Annotated in this window: 16 protein-coding genes and 1 pseudogene; 5 read left to right on the forward strand and 12 right to left on the reverse strand. The window is 42.5% G+C overall.

Going from position 1 to position 15,834, the window contains the following annotated elements; genetic code table 11:
* Positions 1–184 precede the first annotated feature (184 nt).
* Positions 185–922, forward strand: coding sequence for a 4Fe-4S dicluster domain-containing protein (locus tag G6W42_RS02395; RefSeq protein ID WP_103607761.1), 738 nt, complete (start codon positions 185–187; stop codon positions 920–922).
* Between the two features lie 12 nt (positions 923–934).
* Entirely contained in the window at positions 935–3,925 is a 2,991-nt protein-coding gene (locus G6W42_RS02400) for a molybdopterin dinucleotide binding domain-containing protein (RefSeq protein WP_194172811.1), read from the forward strand.
* On the opposite strand, the gene G6W42_RS02405 is transcribed toward G6W42_RS02400, so the two are convergent.
* The 12 genes from G6W42_RS02405 to G6W42_RS02460 form a co-directional block, all read right to left on the reverse strand.
* On the reverse strand, positions 3,885–4,595 hold the full coding sequence (locus tag G6W42_RS02405; RefSeq protein ID WP_430640588.1) for a glycerate kinase: 711 nt from the start codon (positions 4,593–4,595) through the stop codon (positions 3,885–3,887). The genes G6W42_RS02400 and G6W42_RS02405 overlap by 41 nt on opposite strands.
* Before the next feature lie 33 nt (positions 4,596–4,628).
* Entirely contained in the window at positions 4,629–5,690 is a 1,062-nt protein-coding gene (locus G6W42_RS02410; protein ID WP_194172812.1) for a tyrosine-type recombinase/integrase, read from the reverse strand.
* A 67-nt stretch (positions 5,691–5,757) separates the two neighbouring features.
* A complete protein-coding gene (locus G6W42_RS02415; protein ID WP_194172813.1) occupies positions 5,758–6,648 on the reverse strand; it encodes an AMIN domain-containing protein in 891 nt (296 codons plus the stop codon).
* Positions 6,649–6,653: 5 nt separating this feature from the next.
* A complete protein-coding gene (locus G6W42_RS02420) occupies positions 6,654–6,836 on the reverse strand; it encodes a hypothetical protein (RefSeq protein WP_181000157.1) in 183 nt (60 codons plus the stop codon).
* 104 nt (positions 6,837–6,940) lie between these two features.
* Complete coding sequence (eno, locus tag G6W42_RS02425) at positions 6,941–8,191, reverse strand: phosphopyruvate hydratase (protein ID WP_103565812.1); 1,251 nt, start codon at positions 8,189–8,191, stop codon at positions 6,941–6,943.
* On the reverse strand, positions 8,191–9,288 hold the full coding sequence (gene recA, locus G6W42_RS02430; protein WP_021085361.1) for a recombinase RecA: 1,098 nt from the start codon (positions 9,286–9,288) through the stop codon (positions 8,191–8,193). The genes eno and recA overlap by 1 nt, the downstream gene beginning before the upstream one ends.
* 62 nt (positions 9,289–9,350) lie before the next feature.
* Positions 9,351–9,839, reverse strand: coding sequence for a hypothetical protein (locus tag G6W42_RS02435; protein ID WP_194172814.1), 489 nt, complete (start codon positions 9,837–9,839; stop codon positions 9,351–9,353).
* An 8-nt stretch (positions 9,840–9,847) separates the two neighbouring features.
* Complete coding sequence (locus tag G6W42_RS02440) at positions 9,848–10,645, reverse strand: UDP-N-acetylmuramate dehydrogenase (protein WP_194172815.1); 798 nt, start codon at positions 10,643–10,645, stop codon at positions 9,848–9,850.
* Positions 10,642–10,911, reverse strand: coding sequence for a flagellar biosynthesis protein FliQ (gene fliQ, locus G6W42_RS02445; protein WP_223154231.1), 270 nt, complete (start codon positions 10,909–10,911; stop codon positions 10,642–10,644). Before fliQ ends, G6W42_RS02440 begins: the two co-directional genes overlap by 4 nt.
* Positions 10,908–11,723, reverse strand: a complete 816-nt coding sequence (locus G6W42_RS02450; protein WP_242042675.1) for an MqnA/MqnD/SBP family protein — start codon at positions 11,721–11,723, stop codon at positions 10,908–10,910. The genes fliQ and G6W42_RS02450 overlap by 4 nt, the downstream gene beginning before the upstream one ends.
* A 112-nt stretch (positions 11,724–11,835) precedes the next feature.
* Positions 11,836–12,333: a hypothetical protein gene (locus G6W42_RS02455; RefSeq protein ID WP_194172817.1), complete on the reverse strand. Its 498-nt coding sequence runs from the start codon at positions 12,331–12,333 to the stop codon at positions 11,836–11,838.
* 8 nt (positions 12,334–12,341) lie between these two features.
* Entirely contained in the window at positions 12,342–13,430 is a 1,089-nt protein-coding gene (locus tag G6W42_RS02460; RefSeq protein WP_194172818.1) for a nicotinate phosphoribosyltransferase, read from the reverse strand.
* 270 nt (positions 13,431–13,700) lie between these two features.
* Between G6W42_RS02460 and G6W42_RS02465 the strand changes: the two are divergent.
* The 3 genes and pseudogenes from G6W42_RS02465 to G6W42_RS02475 form a co-directional block, all read left to right on the forward strand.
* Positions 13,701–13,928, forward strand: a pseudogene (locus G6W42_RS02465) (molybdate ABC transporter permease subunit); the annotation flags it as partial.
* Positions 13,929–14,013: 85 nt separating this feature from the next.
* Positions 14,014–14,466, forward strand: coding sequence for an acetyl-CoA carboxylase biotin carboxyl carrier protein (accB, locus tag G6W42_RS02470; protein ID WP_103598658.1), 453 nt, complete (start codon positions 14,014–14,016; stop codon positions 14,464–14,466).
* Positions 14,466–15,797 carry an acetyl-CoA carboxylase biotin carboxylase subunit gene (locus tag G6W42_RS02475; protein ID WP_194172820.1) on the forward strand — a complete coding sequence of 444 codons (1,332 nt, stop codon included), beginning with the start codon at positions 14,466–14,468 and terminating at the stop codon, positions 15,795–15,797. Before accB ends, G6W42_RS02475 begins: the two co-directional genes overlap by 1 nt.
* The last annotated feature ends 37 nt before the right edge of the window (positions 15,798–15,834 follow it).

The raw sequence follows: 15,834 nt of genomic DNA on the forward strand, positions 1-15,834 counted from the left end.
TTAAAAAGATAGAAGTTAAATTTCTATCTTTTTACTTAAATTTTACTATCCAAATTTCTGCCTTTTAAGTGCTACCAAAATTCTCAAAATTTAATACATTTTGCAAAAATATAAAATAAACTTTATAAAAAAAATTTACTATGTTAAAATAAGAAAAACTTCTAAAAAGAAAGGAGAATTTCTTATGCAACAGACCCTAAACTCTCGTCGCAGCTTCATCACAGCTGCAGGACTGTTTTTCGCTACGACTGCGCTAAAGGCAGCACCAAAGGACTTTGGCGGTAGTGGCGTTCGCTACGGCATGGCGATAGATCTAACAAGATGTGTTGGCTGTCAGTCATGTACTATGAGCTGTATGTTAGAAAACGACGTTCAACCAGGTGCTTTTAGGACCATCGTCTCTGAGTACGAGGCAAAAGATAAAAGCGGTAAAATGGCGGTCATTGCGTCACTTCCAAGACTTTGCAACCACTGCAACAAACCAGCCTGTATCGACGTTTGTCCAACTGGCGCAAGCTACCAAAGAAGCAACGGCATCGTAAAGATCGACACAAAAGAGTGCATAGGCTGTGCGCTTTGTGTGGAGGCCTGTCCATATCACGCAAGATATCTTAGCTTGCATACCTACAAGGCCGATAAATGCACCTTCTGCGACCACAGACTAAGAGCGGGACTTCAGCCAGCATGCGTAGAGAGCTGTGTGGGTGGTAGCCGTATAATAGGCGATCTTAACGATCCTAACTCAAATATCAGAAAATTTCTAGCCACACATGAGACTATGGTCATAGATAGCCCTAAAAATACAAATCCACAGGTGTTTTACCACGGCGTCAGCGAAATTTTGGCTAAAAACGATAAGAAACTCGAGCTTGAAAACGGATATCAAAAGGTTATCAGCTGGAGCGAAGAGATAGCGCAGTAAAGGAAATAAGTAATGCAAAGAAGAGAATTTTTAAAAAGATCAGCCGTACTATCAACGGTAACCGCAAGCGCTGTGCTAGCAGACGGCGAAAAAGACGACTACAAACCGCAGTCAAACTCACTAGAGCCTGAATTTAGCGTAAAAGATGGCAAAATTTCACTTAACGATGGACATAGCGTTGTCTTTTCTATGTGCCACGGCTGTACAACGAAGTGTGGCATAAGACTTCACGTAGATGATAAAAACGACCGAGTTTTAAGATGTAGCGGCAACCCATACCACCCACTATCAAACGTACACTGGGCAAATTTTGACACATCGATAAATGACGCTTTGCTTGCCACAACACTAAGCGGCGAAGATGAAAAGCGAGCCACAGTTTGCGCTAGAGGGGCGATCTTGCCTGAGATGATAGACTCACCAGCAAGGATACTAACTCCGCTAAAAAGAGTTGGCAAAAGAGGCGAGGGCAAGTGGAAGAGCATAAGCTTTGAGCAGCTAGTAGAAGAGGTAGTAGAGGGCGGAGATCTCTTTGGTGAGGGGCACGTGGACGGACTAAGAGCGATATATAGCGACGAGCTAATCGACAGCGAAAACCCAGAGTATGGCACCAAGCGCAATCAATTTTTAAGCTTTTACCTATATGACGGACGCTCTGATATCGTCGATCGCTTTGTCAAAAAGTCATTTGGCACTATAAATCACTACTCACACGGCGGAATTTGCGGCGGTGGCTTTAGGGTCGGTGGCAAGATCGCGCACAATGCAAAGGGCTTTGCGCACACAAAACCAGACTATGAAAACTCTAAATTTGTTATCTACTGGGGCACTTCGCCGTCAAATGGTGGCAACCCTTTCCAAAAACAGGCAAAAATGCTCTCTTATGCAAGGGGCACTAGAGATGACTTTAGCTACGCAGTGGTCGACCCAAGCGTTACAAATGCTGTAAAATACGCCTCTTCAGACAAAGGCCGCTGGATAGCGATAAAGCCAGGCACCGACTCAGCTCTAGCCATGGCGATGATACGCTGGATCATAGAAAATGAAAAATACGCCACAAACTACCTTATCCAGCCAAATTTAGACCAAGCAAAGCTAGCAGGCGAGATACACTGGTGCAACGCCACGCATCTAGTCATCACTGAAAAAGGACACAAAGACTACGGCAAATTTGTACTGATTAATAACGAGTGGCAGGTCTGCTTGCAAGATGGCAAGATACAAAGCTACAAGGTAAACGAGCCAGCCAAGCTCTACTACAAAGGTAAAATTTTAATAGACGGCAAAAAAGTTGAAGTAAAAAGCTCAATGCAGCTTTTAAAAGAGTCAGCTTATAAGCACAGCTTAGAGGAGTACTCAAAAATTTGTGGTGTGAGCGTTGAAGATATCATCTGGCTTTGCGAAAATTTCACCAAAAATGGCAGACAAGTGAGCACAAACGTGCATGGCGGTATGATGCATACGCAAGCTGGTATGACTACTTATGCGATACTTTGTCTAAATACGCTAATGGGCACTTACGGCTTTAAGGGTGGCAACGTCAATGCAAGTGCCGGCACACACGAGTTTTTAAAGGGCAGATATGACCTTGAGAGCTTTGAGGGCGCTTATAAGCCAAATGGTCTAAATTTATCAAGATCAGGCAAATACTACGAAACAAGCTCTGAGTATAAGCGTAAAGTAGCAGCTGGCGGCAGCGGCTATCCATCAACTCAGCCATGGTATCCTATCTCTATGCCACTTGTAAATGAAACGCTCACGAGCCACAAGGCTGGCTATCCATACAAAGTAAAAGTTTTCATAAACTACATGACAAACGTACTTTACGGCCAGGCTGGACTTGAAAGAGCGGTTTTAGACGCACTAAAAGATAGTAAAAATTTACCACTTTTTGTGGGTATCGACGCCTTTATGAACGAGACAAACGCCTATGCTGACTACATCGTGCCAGATGGGGTAAATTTAGAAAACTGGGCACTTCCAAACTCTCTTTGGGGAACGATCGCTAAAACTTCAGTCGTGCGCTATCCAGCCGTTAGCTCAAAGCAGGCAAAGGATAAAAACGGCGGTGTGATCGACGTTGAGACGTTTTATATAGCCGTAGCAAAGAGGCTTGGACTAAAAGGCTTTGGCAAAAATGCCTTCAAAGACAAAGACGGAAATTTCATGGACCTTGATGTAAAAGAGCAGTATTACGCAGCTGCGCTAGCAAATTTAGCCTTTGACGGCGAGGGCGTGAAAGATATAAGCGACGAGGATAAAAAGCTTAGTAAGATATCAAGAGTGATGACAAAACTCGATCCTTATCTAAAAGACGAAGAGAAGCCAAAAGTAGCGCACGTGCTAGCAAAAGGCGGTAGATATGATAGCTATGAGAGCGCATATAAGGGCGATAAAGCAACCGTAAAAGTGCCAGCGCCTACGCCAGCTTCTATCTACTATGAGCCACTTGGCGGACACAGACACTCAGTAACAGGCGAATATATGCCAGGAGTGCCAAGTCTGATGTTGCCAGTAGCAAGTGACGGTACGCCGCTTGAGAAATTTTTCCCACGCTCTGAGTGGAAATACACAGTTAGCTCAAGAAAGTCAAATATCCAGCACTTCTACACCTTTGTTAGCCCAAGGCTAAGAGCCGTTCATCCTAGCAACTTTGTAAGGATAGCGCCAGACGTAGCGAGCGAGCAGGGCATTCGCTCAGGCGATAAGGTCAAAGTGACTACGCCTTATGGAGCGCAAGTTGGCGAGGCATTTGTAACTGACGGCGTTGCTAGCGGGGTTATCAGCATAGAGCATGGATTTGGCCATGATGAGTTTGGTATAAGAACGCACCTGGTCGATGGAAAGCCAGCTTTTGGGATAGCAAATTTAGAAAAAGGGGTCAATCACAACAAGCTTGGACTTCTTGATCCAAAAAGAAATGGCGAATTTAGCCTAAATGACTGGCTGGTGGGCACTTGCGCTAGACAAGCACTTCCTGCAAAGATAAGAAAGATCGGCTAGTTTGATATAAATTTGGCGAGCAGAGTAAATTTGCTCGCCATCTCTCTTTTACAAGCCCCACAAAGTGTTTTAGTCCGTCATCAAGCTGCTTTACCATGCGGCCATTTGCACCCTTTTGTGGAGCATAGACGTAGGCAGCACCCTTTTGGCCGTAGAGTGGATTATCCACGTCACAGGCGATTAAGAATTCGCACTCTTTTAGCTCTTTTATAGCCTCTTCATCTGAAAACTCATAAATTTGAGCTAAGTCTTCACCTTTACCCTCAAGCAAAGAGCCATTTTTATCATAAAATTTAAAGCCTAAAGCGCTTAGCATACCTATGCCAGCATCATTTGTCGCACTACCGCCAATACCTACTATAAATTTCCTAGCACCCTTGCTAATAGCATCTTTTATCATCTGACCAAAGCCAAATGTGCTAGTTTTCATAGGATTGCGTTCATTAGAATTTATAAGAGTAAGTCCTGAAGCGCTTGACATCTCAAGTATGGCAAGATCATCTTTTAGAGCATATCTAGCTAAAATTTCAGTGCCTAGTGGGTTTTTTACAATGGTATCTATAAATTTAGCATCAAGTGCGTCAGCCATAGCTTCCACGCTGCCCTCACCGCCGTCAGCAACAGGCTTTACTATAACATCGCAAAAGTATTCAAGGGCTTCTTTAGTCATAAACTTAGAGCCTAAATTTGATAAATTTAGGCTCTAATTCGCCAGATCCTCAGCCACTTTGGCAGCAAGTTTTAGCTTGTCACTATCAAAGTGCGTGTAAATTCGCGAGGTGTTTAGGCTTGCATGCCCAAGAGCTTCTTGCACAAGGACTAGGTCTTTTTGCTTTTTATAAAGCATCGTAGCAAAGGTGTGGCGCAGCATGTGAGCGCCATTTTTCTCTTTTCTGATACCAGCTTTAAATAAAATTTGCTCAACTATGCGGCTAACATAAGCCTGCGTGAGCCTTGTGCCTTTTTTATTTATAAAAAGGTAGCCCTCTTTATTGATGTAGTTTATGGCTATGGCGTCTAGGTGAGCTTCTATGAGGTGGCGCTTTATCATCACGATGCGGTATTTGTTGCCTTTGCCACGAATTCTAATGATAAAAAGATCGCCATCTTCGGTGATATCTTTTCTCTTTAAATTTAGCGCCTCGCTCACACGAATTCCAGTAAAGATGATGGTTTTTATGATGAGCTTGTTGCGGTTTGAGTTTTGCTTAAAGTCGCTCTCCTCGATCGCATCAAGAAATTTCTTAACCTCTTCTTCGCCCATAAACTCAGGCAGCTTTTGCCCTTTGTTACCACTAACGCCGCCCCAGTTTTTTAAATTTATATCAAAAACATGAGCCTTGCCGTCCTCTTCGTTTTGTTTGTCTAAAAAGGCAAAGAAATTTATCACTGAAATTCTGTAGTTTTTCTTGCTAGCATCACTTAGTCCGCCAGTTGTGCTAGCTAGTATTTCACTTAGTAGCTCTTCATCGATCTGTTTTAGGCTGCCAAGCTCATAAAATTTCATCGTCTCATATATCTTTTTAAGCGGGTTAAAGTAGGTATTTATGCCAGTTAATCCTGCATTTCTAGCGCTTTTTACCAGCCCATCAAGCTGCTCTATGTTTTTTATCTCGCGGCTTAGGGCAAAATTTACACTAGCAAGCGCTTTTGGGTCCCTTAGCTCCTTGTTTGAAAGCGAGCTAAGTTTAAATTTGACATAGCGAGTTAGCCAAAAAATAAATGAGTTTTCAAAACTATCTTTGCAGTCAAGTGGAAATTTCAAAATAACGACCTTTAAAATTTTATTTTGAAAAGTATTATATTTGAAATTCTATGAAAAAGCTAAAAAACTATAAAAGCTTAAGCACATATCCATTTTCAACGGTTTCAAGCTTATATTTATGCATCTTATCAAGCTCTAAAACCACTCTGAAATACTTGTCATGCCAGCCGATTATTACGTTTTTAAAAGTTTCGTTTTCAAGCTTTAAGCTCTTGGTTTTAAAGCTTCTTGGAGGCTTTGCAAAGTCAAGCACGATCTTGTTTTTCTCGTAGGCAAAGTGCTTTAAATTTTTAGCCTTTGTGATGATATTTAGTTCTTTTTCATGTGCTAAAAAGCTCACAAATTTTAAAAAATTAACCTCTTTTACGCTGCTTTTTGTCTCTTTAACAGGCTTTGAGGCTGGCTCGATCTTAACTTCGACTACTTTTTGCTCAGGCTTAGCAGGCTCTTTTATCTTTTTTGCGCCAAGGTCGATCACTACGACGTTTGGAGTTGGCACATCTGAGGTTTTATTTCTATCTTTATTTGAAATTTGCGTCTCATTTTTTTCCATTGTTACTGGCGTGCTCACCTTTTTTTCTATTATCACTGGCGTGCTAACCTTTTGAGCTGGCATATCGGCCATCGTGACTGAGACGTCTAGTTTTTTAGCTGCGACTGGCTCTGGAGTCTTCATCCTCATAAGTGCAAATTCATCGTTCCAGTCGATAGTTTTGTTTATATCGGTTAGTCTTTTTTCTTTTATGCTGCCGTCACTCGCCCTATATCTTATGCTCACATCCATCAAAAGCGCTGCGTCGCTTGGAAATTTAAAAGATAGTGAGTTGAAATCATCAAATTTCTCAATGATATTTGTCGTCATGACGCTTGTATTTAGCTCGCTAATAGGCATAAATGGGTTTTCTCTAGCGCATAAGCTCGCTGTTAATATAGATAAAACTAACCAAATTTTCTTCATCGTTCCTACTTTTTGTTAGAGTCTGGCTCAAGGCCTTGCAATTCAAAATAATCTTTCTGCAGACGTGCGTTTAGTTTTTTTAAAATTTCCACGTCTTCGCTAAGCCTCTCTTTTTTGCTCTGAAGGCTTAGCATCACATCAAGTGAGCGTTTGCCAAACATCATGTTGCCTACGTAGATAGCAAACATAGCCACGCAGATGGTGGCTATGACGTAGCGCAGTGTTGGCCGAACAAATTTTACGATTTTATGAAATATGCCATCTTCTTTGCCATATTCATCTAAAATTTCGCTCAAATATTATCCCCTAAAAACTCACCCGCCTCAAGCTCGATCTCAAGCAAGCGGTTGTATTTTGCGTTGCGCTCGCTTCTTGAAGTGGCACCAGTCTTTATCTCTCCAGTGTTTAGTGCGACTGCGAAGTCAGCGATAAACGCATCTTCGCTCTCGCCGCTTCTGTGGCTCATGATGCAGCGGTAGCCGTTTCTTTGAGCGAGGCGGACAGTTTGCATAGTTTGCGTGACTGAGCCTATTTGATTTGGCTTGATGAGGATGGCATTTGCGATCTTTTTCTCGATGCCCTCGCGTAAAATTTTCTCATTTGTAACAAATAGATCGTCGCCAACTAGCTGAACCTTGCTGCCAAGCCTTTTTGTAAGCTCAGCCCAGCCACTCCAGTCGTCCTCGCTAAGACCATCTTCGATAGAGAATATCGGATATTTTTCGCAAAGTTTTTCGTAGTAACTAATGAGCTCGTCGCTGCTAAATTTCTTGCCCTCAAGCTCGTATTTGCCGTCTTTGTAAAGCTCGCTTGAAGCGACGTCAAGGGCAAGTTTTATCTGGCTGCCTAGCTCATATCCAGCCTCTTTTACAGCCTGAGAGATAAGCTTTAGTGGCTCTTCGTTGTCTTTTAAATTTGGAGCAAAACCACCCTCGTCGCCGACAGCCGTGCTGTGGCCAGCTGCGTTTAGGATAGATTTTAGCTTGTGATAAATTTCAGTTGCAGCTCTTAGCGCCTCGCTAAATGTGCTAAAGCCAAATGGCATTATCATAAATTCTTGAAAATCAACGCTATTATTTGCGTGTGCGCCGCCATTTATGATGTTAAACATCGGCACTGGCAATATGCTAGCGTTTGCACCGCCAAGGTAGCGGTAGAGTGGGATATTTAGGCTCTTTGCAGCTGCGCGAGCTACCGCCATAGATACGCCAAGGACTGCGTTTGCGCCTAAATTTGAGTAGTTGTGCGTGCCATCAAGCTCAAGCATCTCCGCATCGACTGCTTTTTGATTGTAAGCATCAAGGCCTATCACCGCCTCAGCGATCTTTTCATTTACGTTTGAAACGGCTTTTAGTACGCCCTTGCCAGCATATCTCTCGTCTTTGTCTCGAAGCTCGAGCGCCTCACGCTTGCCAGTGCTTGCGCCACTTGGTACGATCGCGCTTGCCTCGGTGCCGTCGCTTAGTCTAACTGTCGCGCGGACTGTTGGGTTGCCTCTACTGTCTAAAACCTCGTGAGCTTCTACATCTTCAATAAATACCATTATTCATCTCCTGCTTCGTTTGTGTCGTCGTCTTCGTCTTTTGCGCCGCTGCTTATTAAGTGATCAATCCCCATTGAGCCTTTTATCGCCGCTACTATCTCGTCAGAAATTTCTGGGTGCTCTTTTAGGTAGGCTTTGGCGTTTTCTCTACCTTGACCTAGTTTTTCGGCCTTGTAGCTAAACCACGCGCCTGATTTGTCGATGATGTCGAGTTTTACGCCATAGTCGATGATCTCGCCCTCTTTGCTCACACCCTCACCAAACATGATGTCAAATTCAGCCACTTTAAATGGAGGCGCGACCTTATTTTTAACGACTTTTGCCTTTGTGCGGTTGCCGATAGGCTCGTCGTTTTGTTTAAGTGTGGCTATCTTTCTTACGTCTATTCTTACAGATGAGTAAAATTTAAGTGCATTACCGCCAGTTGTGGTCTCTGGCGTGCCATATCCCATCATACCGATCTTCATACGAATTTGGTTGATGAAGATAACAGTTGTCTTCATCTTGCTTAAAATTCCAGTCAGCTTTCTAAGCGCCTGACTCATAAGTCTTGCTTGAAGGCCAACGTGCTGATCGCCCATGTCGCCATCTATCTCGCTCTTTGGAGTAAGAGCAGCGACGCTATCAACTACGATAAGATCGACCGCACCACTTCTAGCAAGCGTCTCAACGATCTCAAGTGCTTGCTCACCAAAGTCTGGTTGAGAAACGTAAAGGTTGTCAGTATTTACACCTAAATTTGAAGCATATTTTACGTCTAGTGCGTGCTCTGCATCGACAAATGCACAAATTCCGCCAGCTTTTTGCGCTTCGGCGATGATGTGAAGAGTGAGAGTGGTTTTACCAGAGCTCTCTGGTCCGTAGATCTCGATGATCCTGCCTTTTGGAACGCCGCCTATGCCAAGAGCCAGATCAAGTCCTAGCGAGCCGGTCGGTATCGACTCGATCGCCTCAACCTCTTTGTCGCCAAGTCTTAAAAGCGTGCCTTTGCCAAAAGCTTTATCGATCTGCTTTAGCGCAAGCTCAAGCGCCTTTTTCTTGTCCGCTTCGCTCTCTGGGATAGCTATCTTTTTGTCACTATCTTTTTCTTTTGCCATTTTTTACCTTATAGTTGAAATTTGGCTTGATTTTATCTAAAAAGAGATGAATTTTACTTGATTTACTCGCAAATTATAATATTTTCGCCAAGCAGCGCAGCGCTATCAATGAGAGCAAAAAGCTGCTCTTTTTCAAACAAAAATCCATAAATTTGATCTTCGTTTTTTAGTATCGCAAGATTTAGTGGCTCTATAAGCGAGCTTGCGCAGAGATTAAGAAAGGCTTCGTCGATATTTTCTGACGAAATTTGTGGCTTTGTTTTAAAATTTTCTTCATTTATAAAAGAGATAAATTCCTCTTTGGTAGTAGATTTATTAAATTTAAAAATTAGTTTTTCTTTTAAGGCCTCGGCTAAAATTTCATCAAATTTAACTAGGTCGATGTGATTTTTTACGCCTAAAATTTGAGCAAAGCTTAGCAGATTTTTATCATAATCAGCCACATTTTTCTCATGCTCGCTTTGCGCTTTTGTAGCCCTATAAATGGCGTAAAAGCCAATCATAATAAACAAAATAGAAAGTGTTAAAACTTCTGCTAAAAACTCACTCATCACCATCCTTATAAAATGCAAACTTCGGTCTTAAGCTCTACGCCAAATTTCTCTAAAACTCTAGCCTTGGCTAAATTTATAAGATTTGTGGCGTCTTCAAAGCTTGCGTGGTTAAAATTTATCAAAAAATTTGCGTGCTCTTCGCTAAATTTCGCTCCGCCGATCACGTATCCCTTTAGCCCAACTGCCTCTAGCATTGCCCCTGCAAAGTACCCCTCTGGATTAACAAAACAGCTGCCAAAGCTAGCTCCTTTTGGTTGGTTTGCCCTTTTTGCGCTTATGGCCTCAGATATGCCAGCGTCAAAGCCACTATGAAGCTTAAATTTAGCCCCCAAAATGGCCTCATCTATACCGCTGTGGCGGTAGCTAAAGCTTATCTCATCTTTGCTGACCCACCCACGAGCCAGACGCACATGCGTGAGGTTGTCGCTTATGCTAAATTTAAGCAGCCCAGCGTTCATCTTGATAAGTCCGCCAAGCGTGCCGGGGATATTTTTTAAAAACTCAAGGTGAGCTATGTTGTTTTGTTTTGAAAAGTTATAAATTTTGGCAGACTTTGTCGCAGCGCCTATCTCAAGGCAAATTTTTTCATCACAAATTTCTAAATTTATATAGTCAAAGCTCTTGCCAAGCATCGCCATTTTTGGGGGATTTGGCGAGACAAGCAAGTTGTTGCCCCTGCCTATCATCACAGAGCCTAAAAAGTGAGGTGAGCTTAGATCTTCAAGGCTATCAACCTCGAAAATTTCATGCACGCCACCTATCCTAACAGAGGTAAATTTAGAAAAATCAACAAGTCTCGTCACTGGATAAATTCCGGTATAAAATCAAGCATGCGGGTGGTAAATTCAACCATCATCGAGATCATCCAAGGCATCAAAAATATGATGACAACGACGACTAGCAAGATCTTTGGTACGAAGCTTAGCGTGGTTTCGTTTATCTGCGTGGTCGCTTGAAAAATGGAGATGATAAGACCTGCTATTAGGCCACTTAGTAGCATCGGAAGGCTGATATAAAGGGCGATCTTAAAGGTTTCAACTCCAAGTGAAACAAGTGTACTTTGCATCAGCTAAACCTTGCTTCGCTGTATTCAGTGGGTATAAGGTAGTCGTTTACGTCGATTGGCTTTTCAAAAAAGCCTTTGTCGTAGCCTATTTGATAGAGCTTATTTAGCGCTTTTAGCTGCGTTTCGTTCATGCTGATAGACTCGTCATTTGCATATAAATTTAGATACGTTTTTAGCTCATCTTTGCCAACTCTTATTAAATTTCGCTCCATTAGCATGTGAGATAAAAATGGCTTGTGCGAAGTGGCTATGCGAACGGCCTCGCTAAGCACTCTTTCGCACTCGATGGCGTCAGTTATGGGCAGGCTTCGCCTAAGTGCCATGCCACCAAGTGGAAGCGGTAAATTTTCGCCGTTTAGCTCGCTCCAGATGTCCCAAATTTCACGCTCGACGCAGAGCTGGTCTGAGAAATTTAATATACTTTCATGTATGAGCACGCCAGCATCGACCTCTCCGCTAAGCACGGCATTTTCGATATCTAAGAAATTTTTATAAACGATCCTTGCCTCTGGGTAGGCTATGCGAAAGAGTAGGGCATTTGTCGTGTTTTTGCCAGAGAGTGCGACCTTGAAATTTCGCTTTAGCTGCTTGCCTTTTAGCTTGATAAGCTTTGGGCCATATCCTTTGCCAAAGCTCACAGCACAGCGTAAAAGCGCAAATTCATCGCAAATTTTTGGATACAAAGCAAAGCTGATCGCCGTTGCCTCGTAAGTGCCCTTTAGTGCCTCTTCGTTTAGCGTTTCAATGTCAAGCGCCTTTGATGTGAAGGCTAAATTTTTACTGCTAACCCAGCCAAATTTGACCGCAGCATACATGAAAATATCGTCAGCGTCTGGCGAGTGAGCGACGTTTATGTTTTTTAGATTATGCAAAGATGATCCTTTTTTTGATTACGCCATTTTAATGAAATTTATTTAAAATAAAGTTTTAAGGGCGGTTAATAAACGATTTTACCAGCTTTGCCTCTTTGAAATTTAGCACGTATTTCACGTCTATGGCGTCATTTTTGCCCTTGTTGCGTGAAGAAAAGGTCGAGTAGTAAGGGTGCTTAAGATCAAGCATTTTAAGTAGTTTTTGATCGCTATCTTCTTTTTTTATATTTTCAACGATAATGGTCGTTATGAATTTATCCTCAAACTCATAAAAAGGCCAAACTATAACGCCTGCGTCGCTTGATTTAAAGTCATTTATTTTAGACTTTTTAGGGATATTTAGCATGGAGATGATCTTTTTGCGCGAGCTGTCCGCATTTTGCACTGAGATCACCTTTACGAGCAGGTCTTTTTTGAGCCCTGCGTCATTTTGGCTAAAGCGATAAACGCCGTCTTCAACTATGCCAACCTTTTCAAAGGCGTTAGCGTAGTTTGCAGCCATGCAGCTAGAGAGCAAAAGTGCTAGAAATGTTAAAATTTTTAAAATTTTCATCTTTTCTCCTAAAATTTAACTCTTTTTAGTCTATCTGAAGCAAAATTTTTCCTGCCAAATTTGGCTTCATTTTTGCCGTTTAGCTCGACTAGATCACCTGTAAAACCACAAATATCATTTTTAACAAGATAGCTTCCCACGCCATAAATATCAACTGGGGTGTTAAATTTCTCAAATTCGCTCATTTTTTGCGGATTAAAACCCGAACTAACGACGATTTTGACGTGCTTAAAGCCAGCTTTGTCAAGCACCTCTCTTAGGGCAAATATAAGCTCCTTGCAAACGCCATGCGGGTCAAATTTGCTCGTATCTTTGCCTTCAAAATACTTATCTATCAAATTTTTACTAGTATCAACTCTGACCGCGCCAAGCCTCTCTTTTAGTCCATTTGCTGCCTTTAGTGCGTCCGTGATCACGTCGTTGTTATAATCCACTAAGGCCGTGATCTGCTCGCTTTCAAAGGTTTTAGCGTAAATTTGGCAAGCCTTCACCACATCTCCGCCACACATTTGAATGAGTGCGTGAGGCATGGTGCCACCACCTTTTAGCCCTGTAAGCTCGCCCTGAGCGTCTGTGGCGACCTTTTTGATGCCGCCGATAAATGAGGCATATCCGTCGCCTGGCTGCGTGCAGATGTCATCTTGCCTGTCTGCCATGCTAAAGACATCCTTGCCATTTGCCGCTTTTATCACGTCTCTAGAGTTTGTCGCCACGCAGCTTCTTCTAGTAAGTGTCGCGTCGATGACGTTTTCTAAAAAGCCAAAATTTTCATACTTGCCGCTTATCTTTAAAACTGGCTCGTTTGCGTTTATGATATCGCCATCATTAAGTGCGTAAATTTCAAGCTCGCTTGGATTTTTGGCAAATTTATTGATGATAGCTAAAACCTCGTCGATGCCGCAAAGCACGATATCATCACGCCTTTGAAAAAACTGCATCGTCACGTGCTGGTTAGGCAAATTTTGCTTAATTATCTCATTTACTTTTAGAAAATATTTCGCCGTAAAGTAGCCCTCGCCGATCCTTGGATCTAGCCTAAAAGTCTTATCTGTTAGCCTATCTATCTTGCCTTGCATCTTTAGCTCAAGTTCGTTCATGTCTGTCCTTTTGTTTTTTGGCGAGATTATACCATTTTAGCGAAATTTGGCGCAGGCAAAAGAGCTAGTGAATTTATGCAAAAAGCGAATTTAGAGGGCGAGCTAAAGGATAAAATTTTAGCAGTTGCTGGCGTAACATAGGTCGTTACCTATATATTAAGCGGCGAAGTTGATGCTGACTTTATCAATCAAACTGAGCTAAACGCGCACAAGGATGAATTTGGTAGTTTTATCCTGATAGATAAAGCACTTTACGCCCCAGCAAATATCGTGGCTACAGCCTTTATCCTAGCGCTCTCGCGAGGGTTTGGTGAGGTTGGTATAACGCTCATTTTAGGCGGCAATATCATAGGCAAAACAGACACCATCTCGCTTGCTATCTATAACGCAGTCTATGACGACAAAAACGATCAGGCACTCGCTTTAAGCCTTGTTTTGGTTATGCTTAGTTTTACTTTGTTTTGGTTTATAAATTTGCTAGAAAAAAGTAGGATTTAGCACAAAATTTTTGCCAGCTAAAAATTAAATTTATTTAAATTTCGCTACAATTAGGGGCTTATATAAAAATTTAGGAGAATTTTCTATGAAAAAAGAAGATATAAAAGAGCTTATCGAATTTTTTAATGGTATGGAGATGAATCATATCAAGATAAAAAGTGGTGATTTTGAGGTCGAGGTAGAGAAATTTGCTGATTATTGCGCGCCTGCGAAGCCAGTGGCACAAGCAGCAGCTCCAGCGCCAACACCTGTAAATGTTGTCGTTAGCTCAGAGGTAAAACCAGCTGCAAATTCGCCAAAAGATAGCATAAAATCTCCTATGGTAGGTACTTTCTACGCTGCTCCAAGCCCAGGCGCTGCTCCATTTGTAAAAGCAGGCCAAAGAGTGAGAAAGGGCGATGTAGTGGGCATCATCGAAGCTATGAAGATCATGAACGAGATCGAGGCTGAGTTTGACTGCCAGATCACTGAGATGCTAGTCTCTGACGGACAGCCAGTTGAGTTTGGATTGCCGTTATTTGGCGTGGAGAAAAATTAATGGAATTAAAAAGAATTTTAATCGCAAACCGCGGCGAGATCGCTCTTCGTGCTTTGCGAACGATAAAGGAGATGGGTAAAGAAGCCGTTGTAGTTTATTCAACCGCTGACAAAGACGCGCTTTACGTAAAATACGCCGACGTGGCCATTTGCATCGGTAAAGAGCGCTCAAGTGATAGCTACCTAAATATCCCAGCTATCATAAGCGCAGCTGAGATCAGCGAAGCAGACGCTATCTTCCCAGGTTATGGCTTTTTAAGTGAAAATCAAAATTTTGTTGAAATTTGCTCACACCACAAGATCAAATTCATTGGACCAAGCGTTGCTGCGATGGCTTTGATGAGCGATAAGAGCAAGGCAAAACAGGTCATGCAAAGAGCTGGCGTGCCAGTCATCCCTGGCTCAGACGGCGCTGTGGCTGACACAAAAGTAGCAAAAGAGCTAGCTAAAAAGATAGGCTACCCTGTCATACTAAAAGCTGCTGCAGGTGGTGGCGGACGCGGTATGCGCGTGGTTGAAAAAGAGGCTGATTTAGAAAAAGCATTTTGGTCGGCTGAGAGCGAGGCGATGAGTGCATTTGGTGATGACACAATGTATATGGAAAAATATATCTTAAACCCACGCCACATCGAGGTTCAAATCATCGGCGATAGCCATGGCAACGTGCTTCACATAGGTGAACGCGACTGCTCTATGCAGCGCCGTCATCAAAAGCTGATCGAAGAGAGCCCGGCTATTTTGCTTGATGAAAAAACAAGAGCTAGGCTGCACGAAACTGCCATAAGAGCGGCAAAAGCGATAGGTTACGAGGGAGCTGGTACGTTTGAGTTTTTGGTTGATAAAAATTTAGACTTTTACTTCATTGAGATGAACACAAGGCTTCAAGTCGAGCACACAGTTAGCGAAATGGTAAGCGGACTTGATATCATTGAGCTTATGATAAAAGTGGCCGAGGGTGAAAAGCTACCGTCACAAAAAAGCATCGAGCTAAAAGGCCATGCGATCGAGTGCAGGATCACAGCTGAGGATCCAAATACCTTCACTCCGTGCCCTGGCAAGATCACAAAATACGTCTGTCCAGGTGGCCGCAATGTGAGAATGGACAGCCACATCTATCAAGACTACTCTATACCGCCGTATTATGACAGTATGATCGGCAAGCTTGTAGTTTGGGACACTGATAGAAACAGAGCCATTCACAAGATGAAAGTAGCTCTTGACCAGCTCATAATAAGTGGCATCAAAACAACGAAAGATTTTCACATCGCCATGATGGAAAACAAAGACTTTTTAAGCAACAACTACGATACAAACTATCTTTCAAGACATTAAAACTAAATTTTAAACCATTGCCTTTTTGGCTTTGGTT

Origin of the sequence: Campylobacter concisus, assembly GCF_015230015.1 — a bacterium.
GTDB lineage: Bacteria > Campylobacterota > Campylobacteria > Campylobacterales > Campylobacteraceae > Campylobacter_A > Campylobacter_A concisus_AF.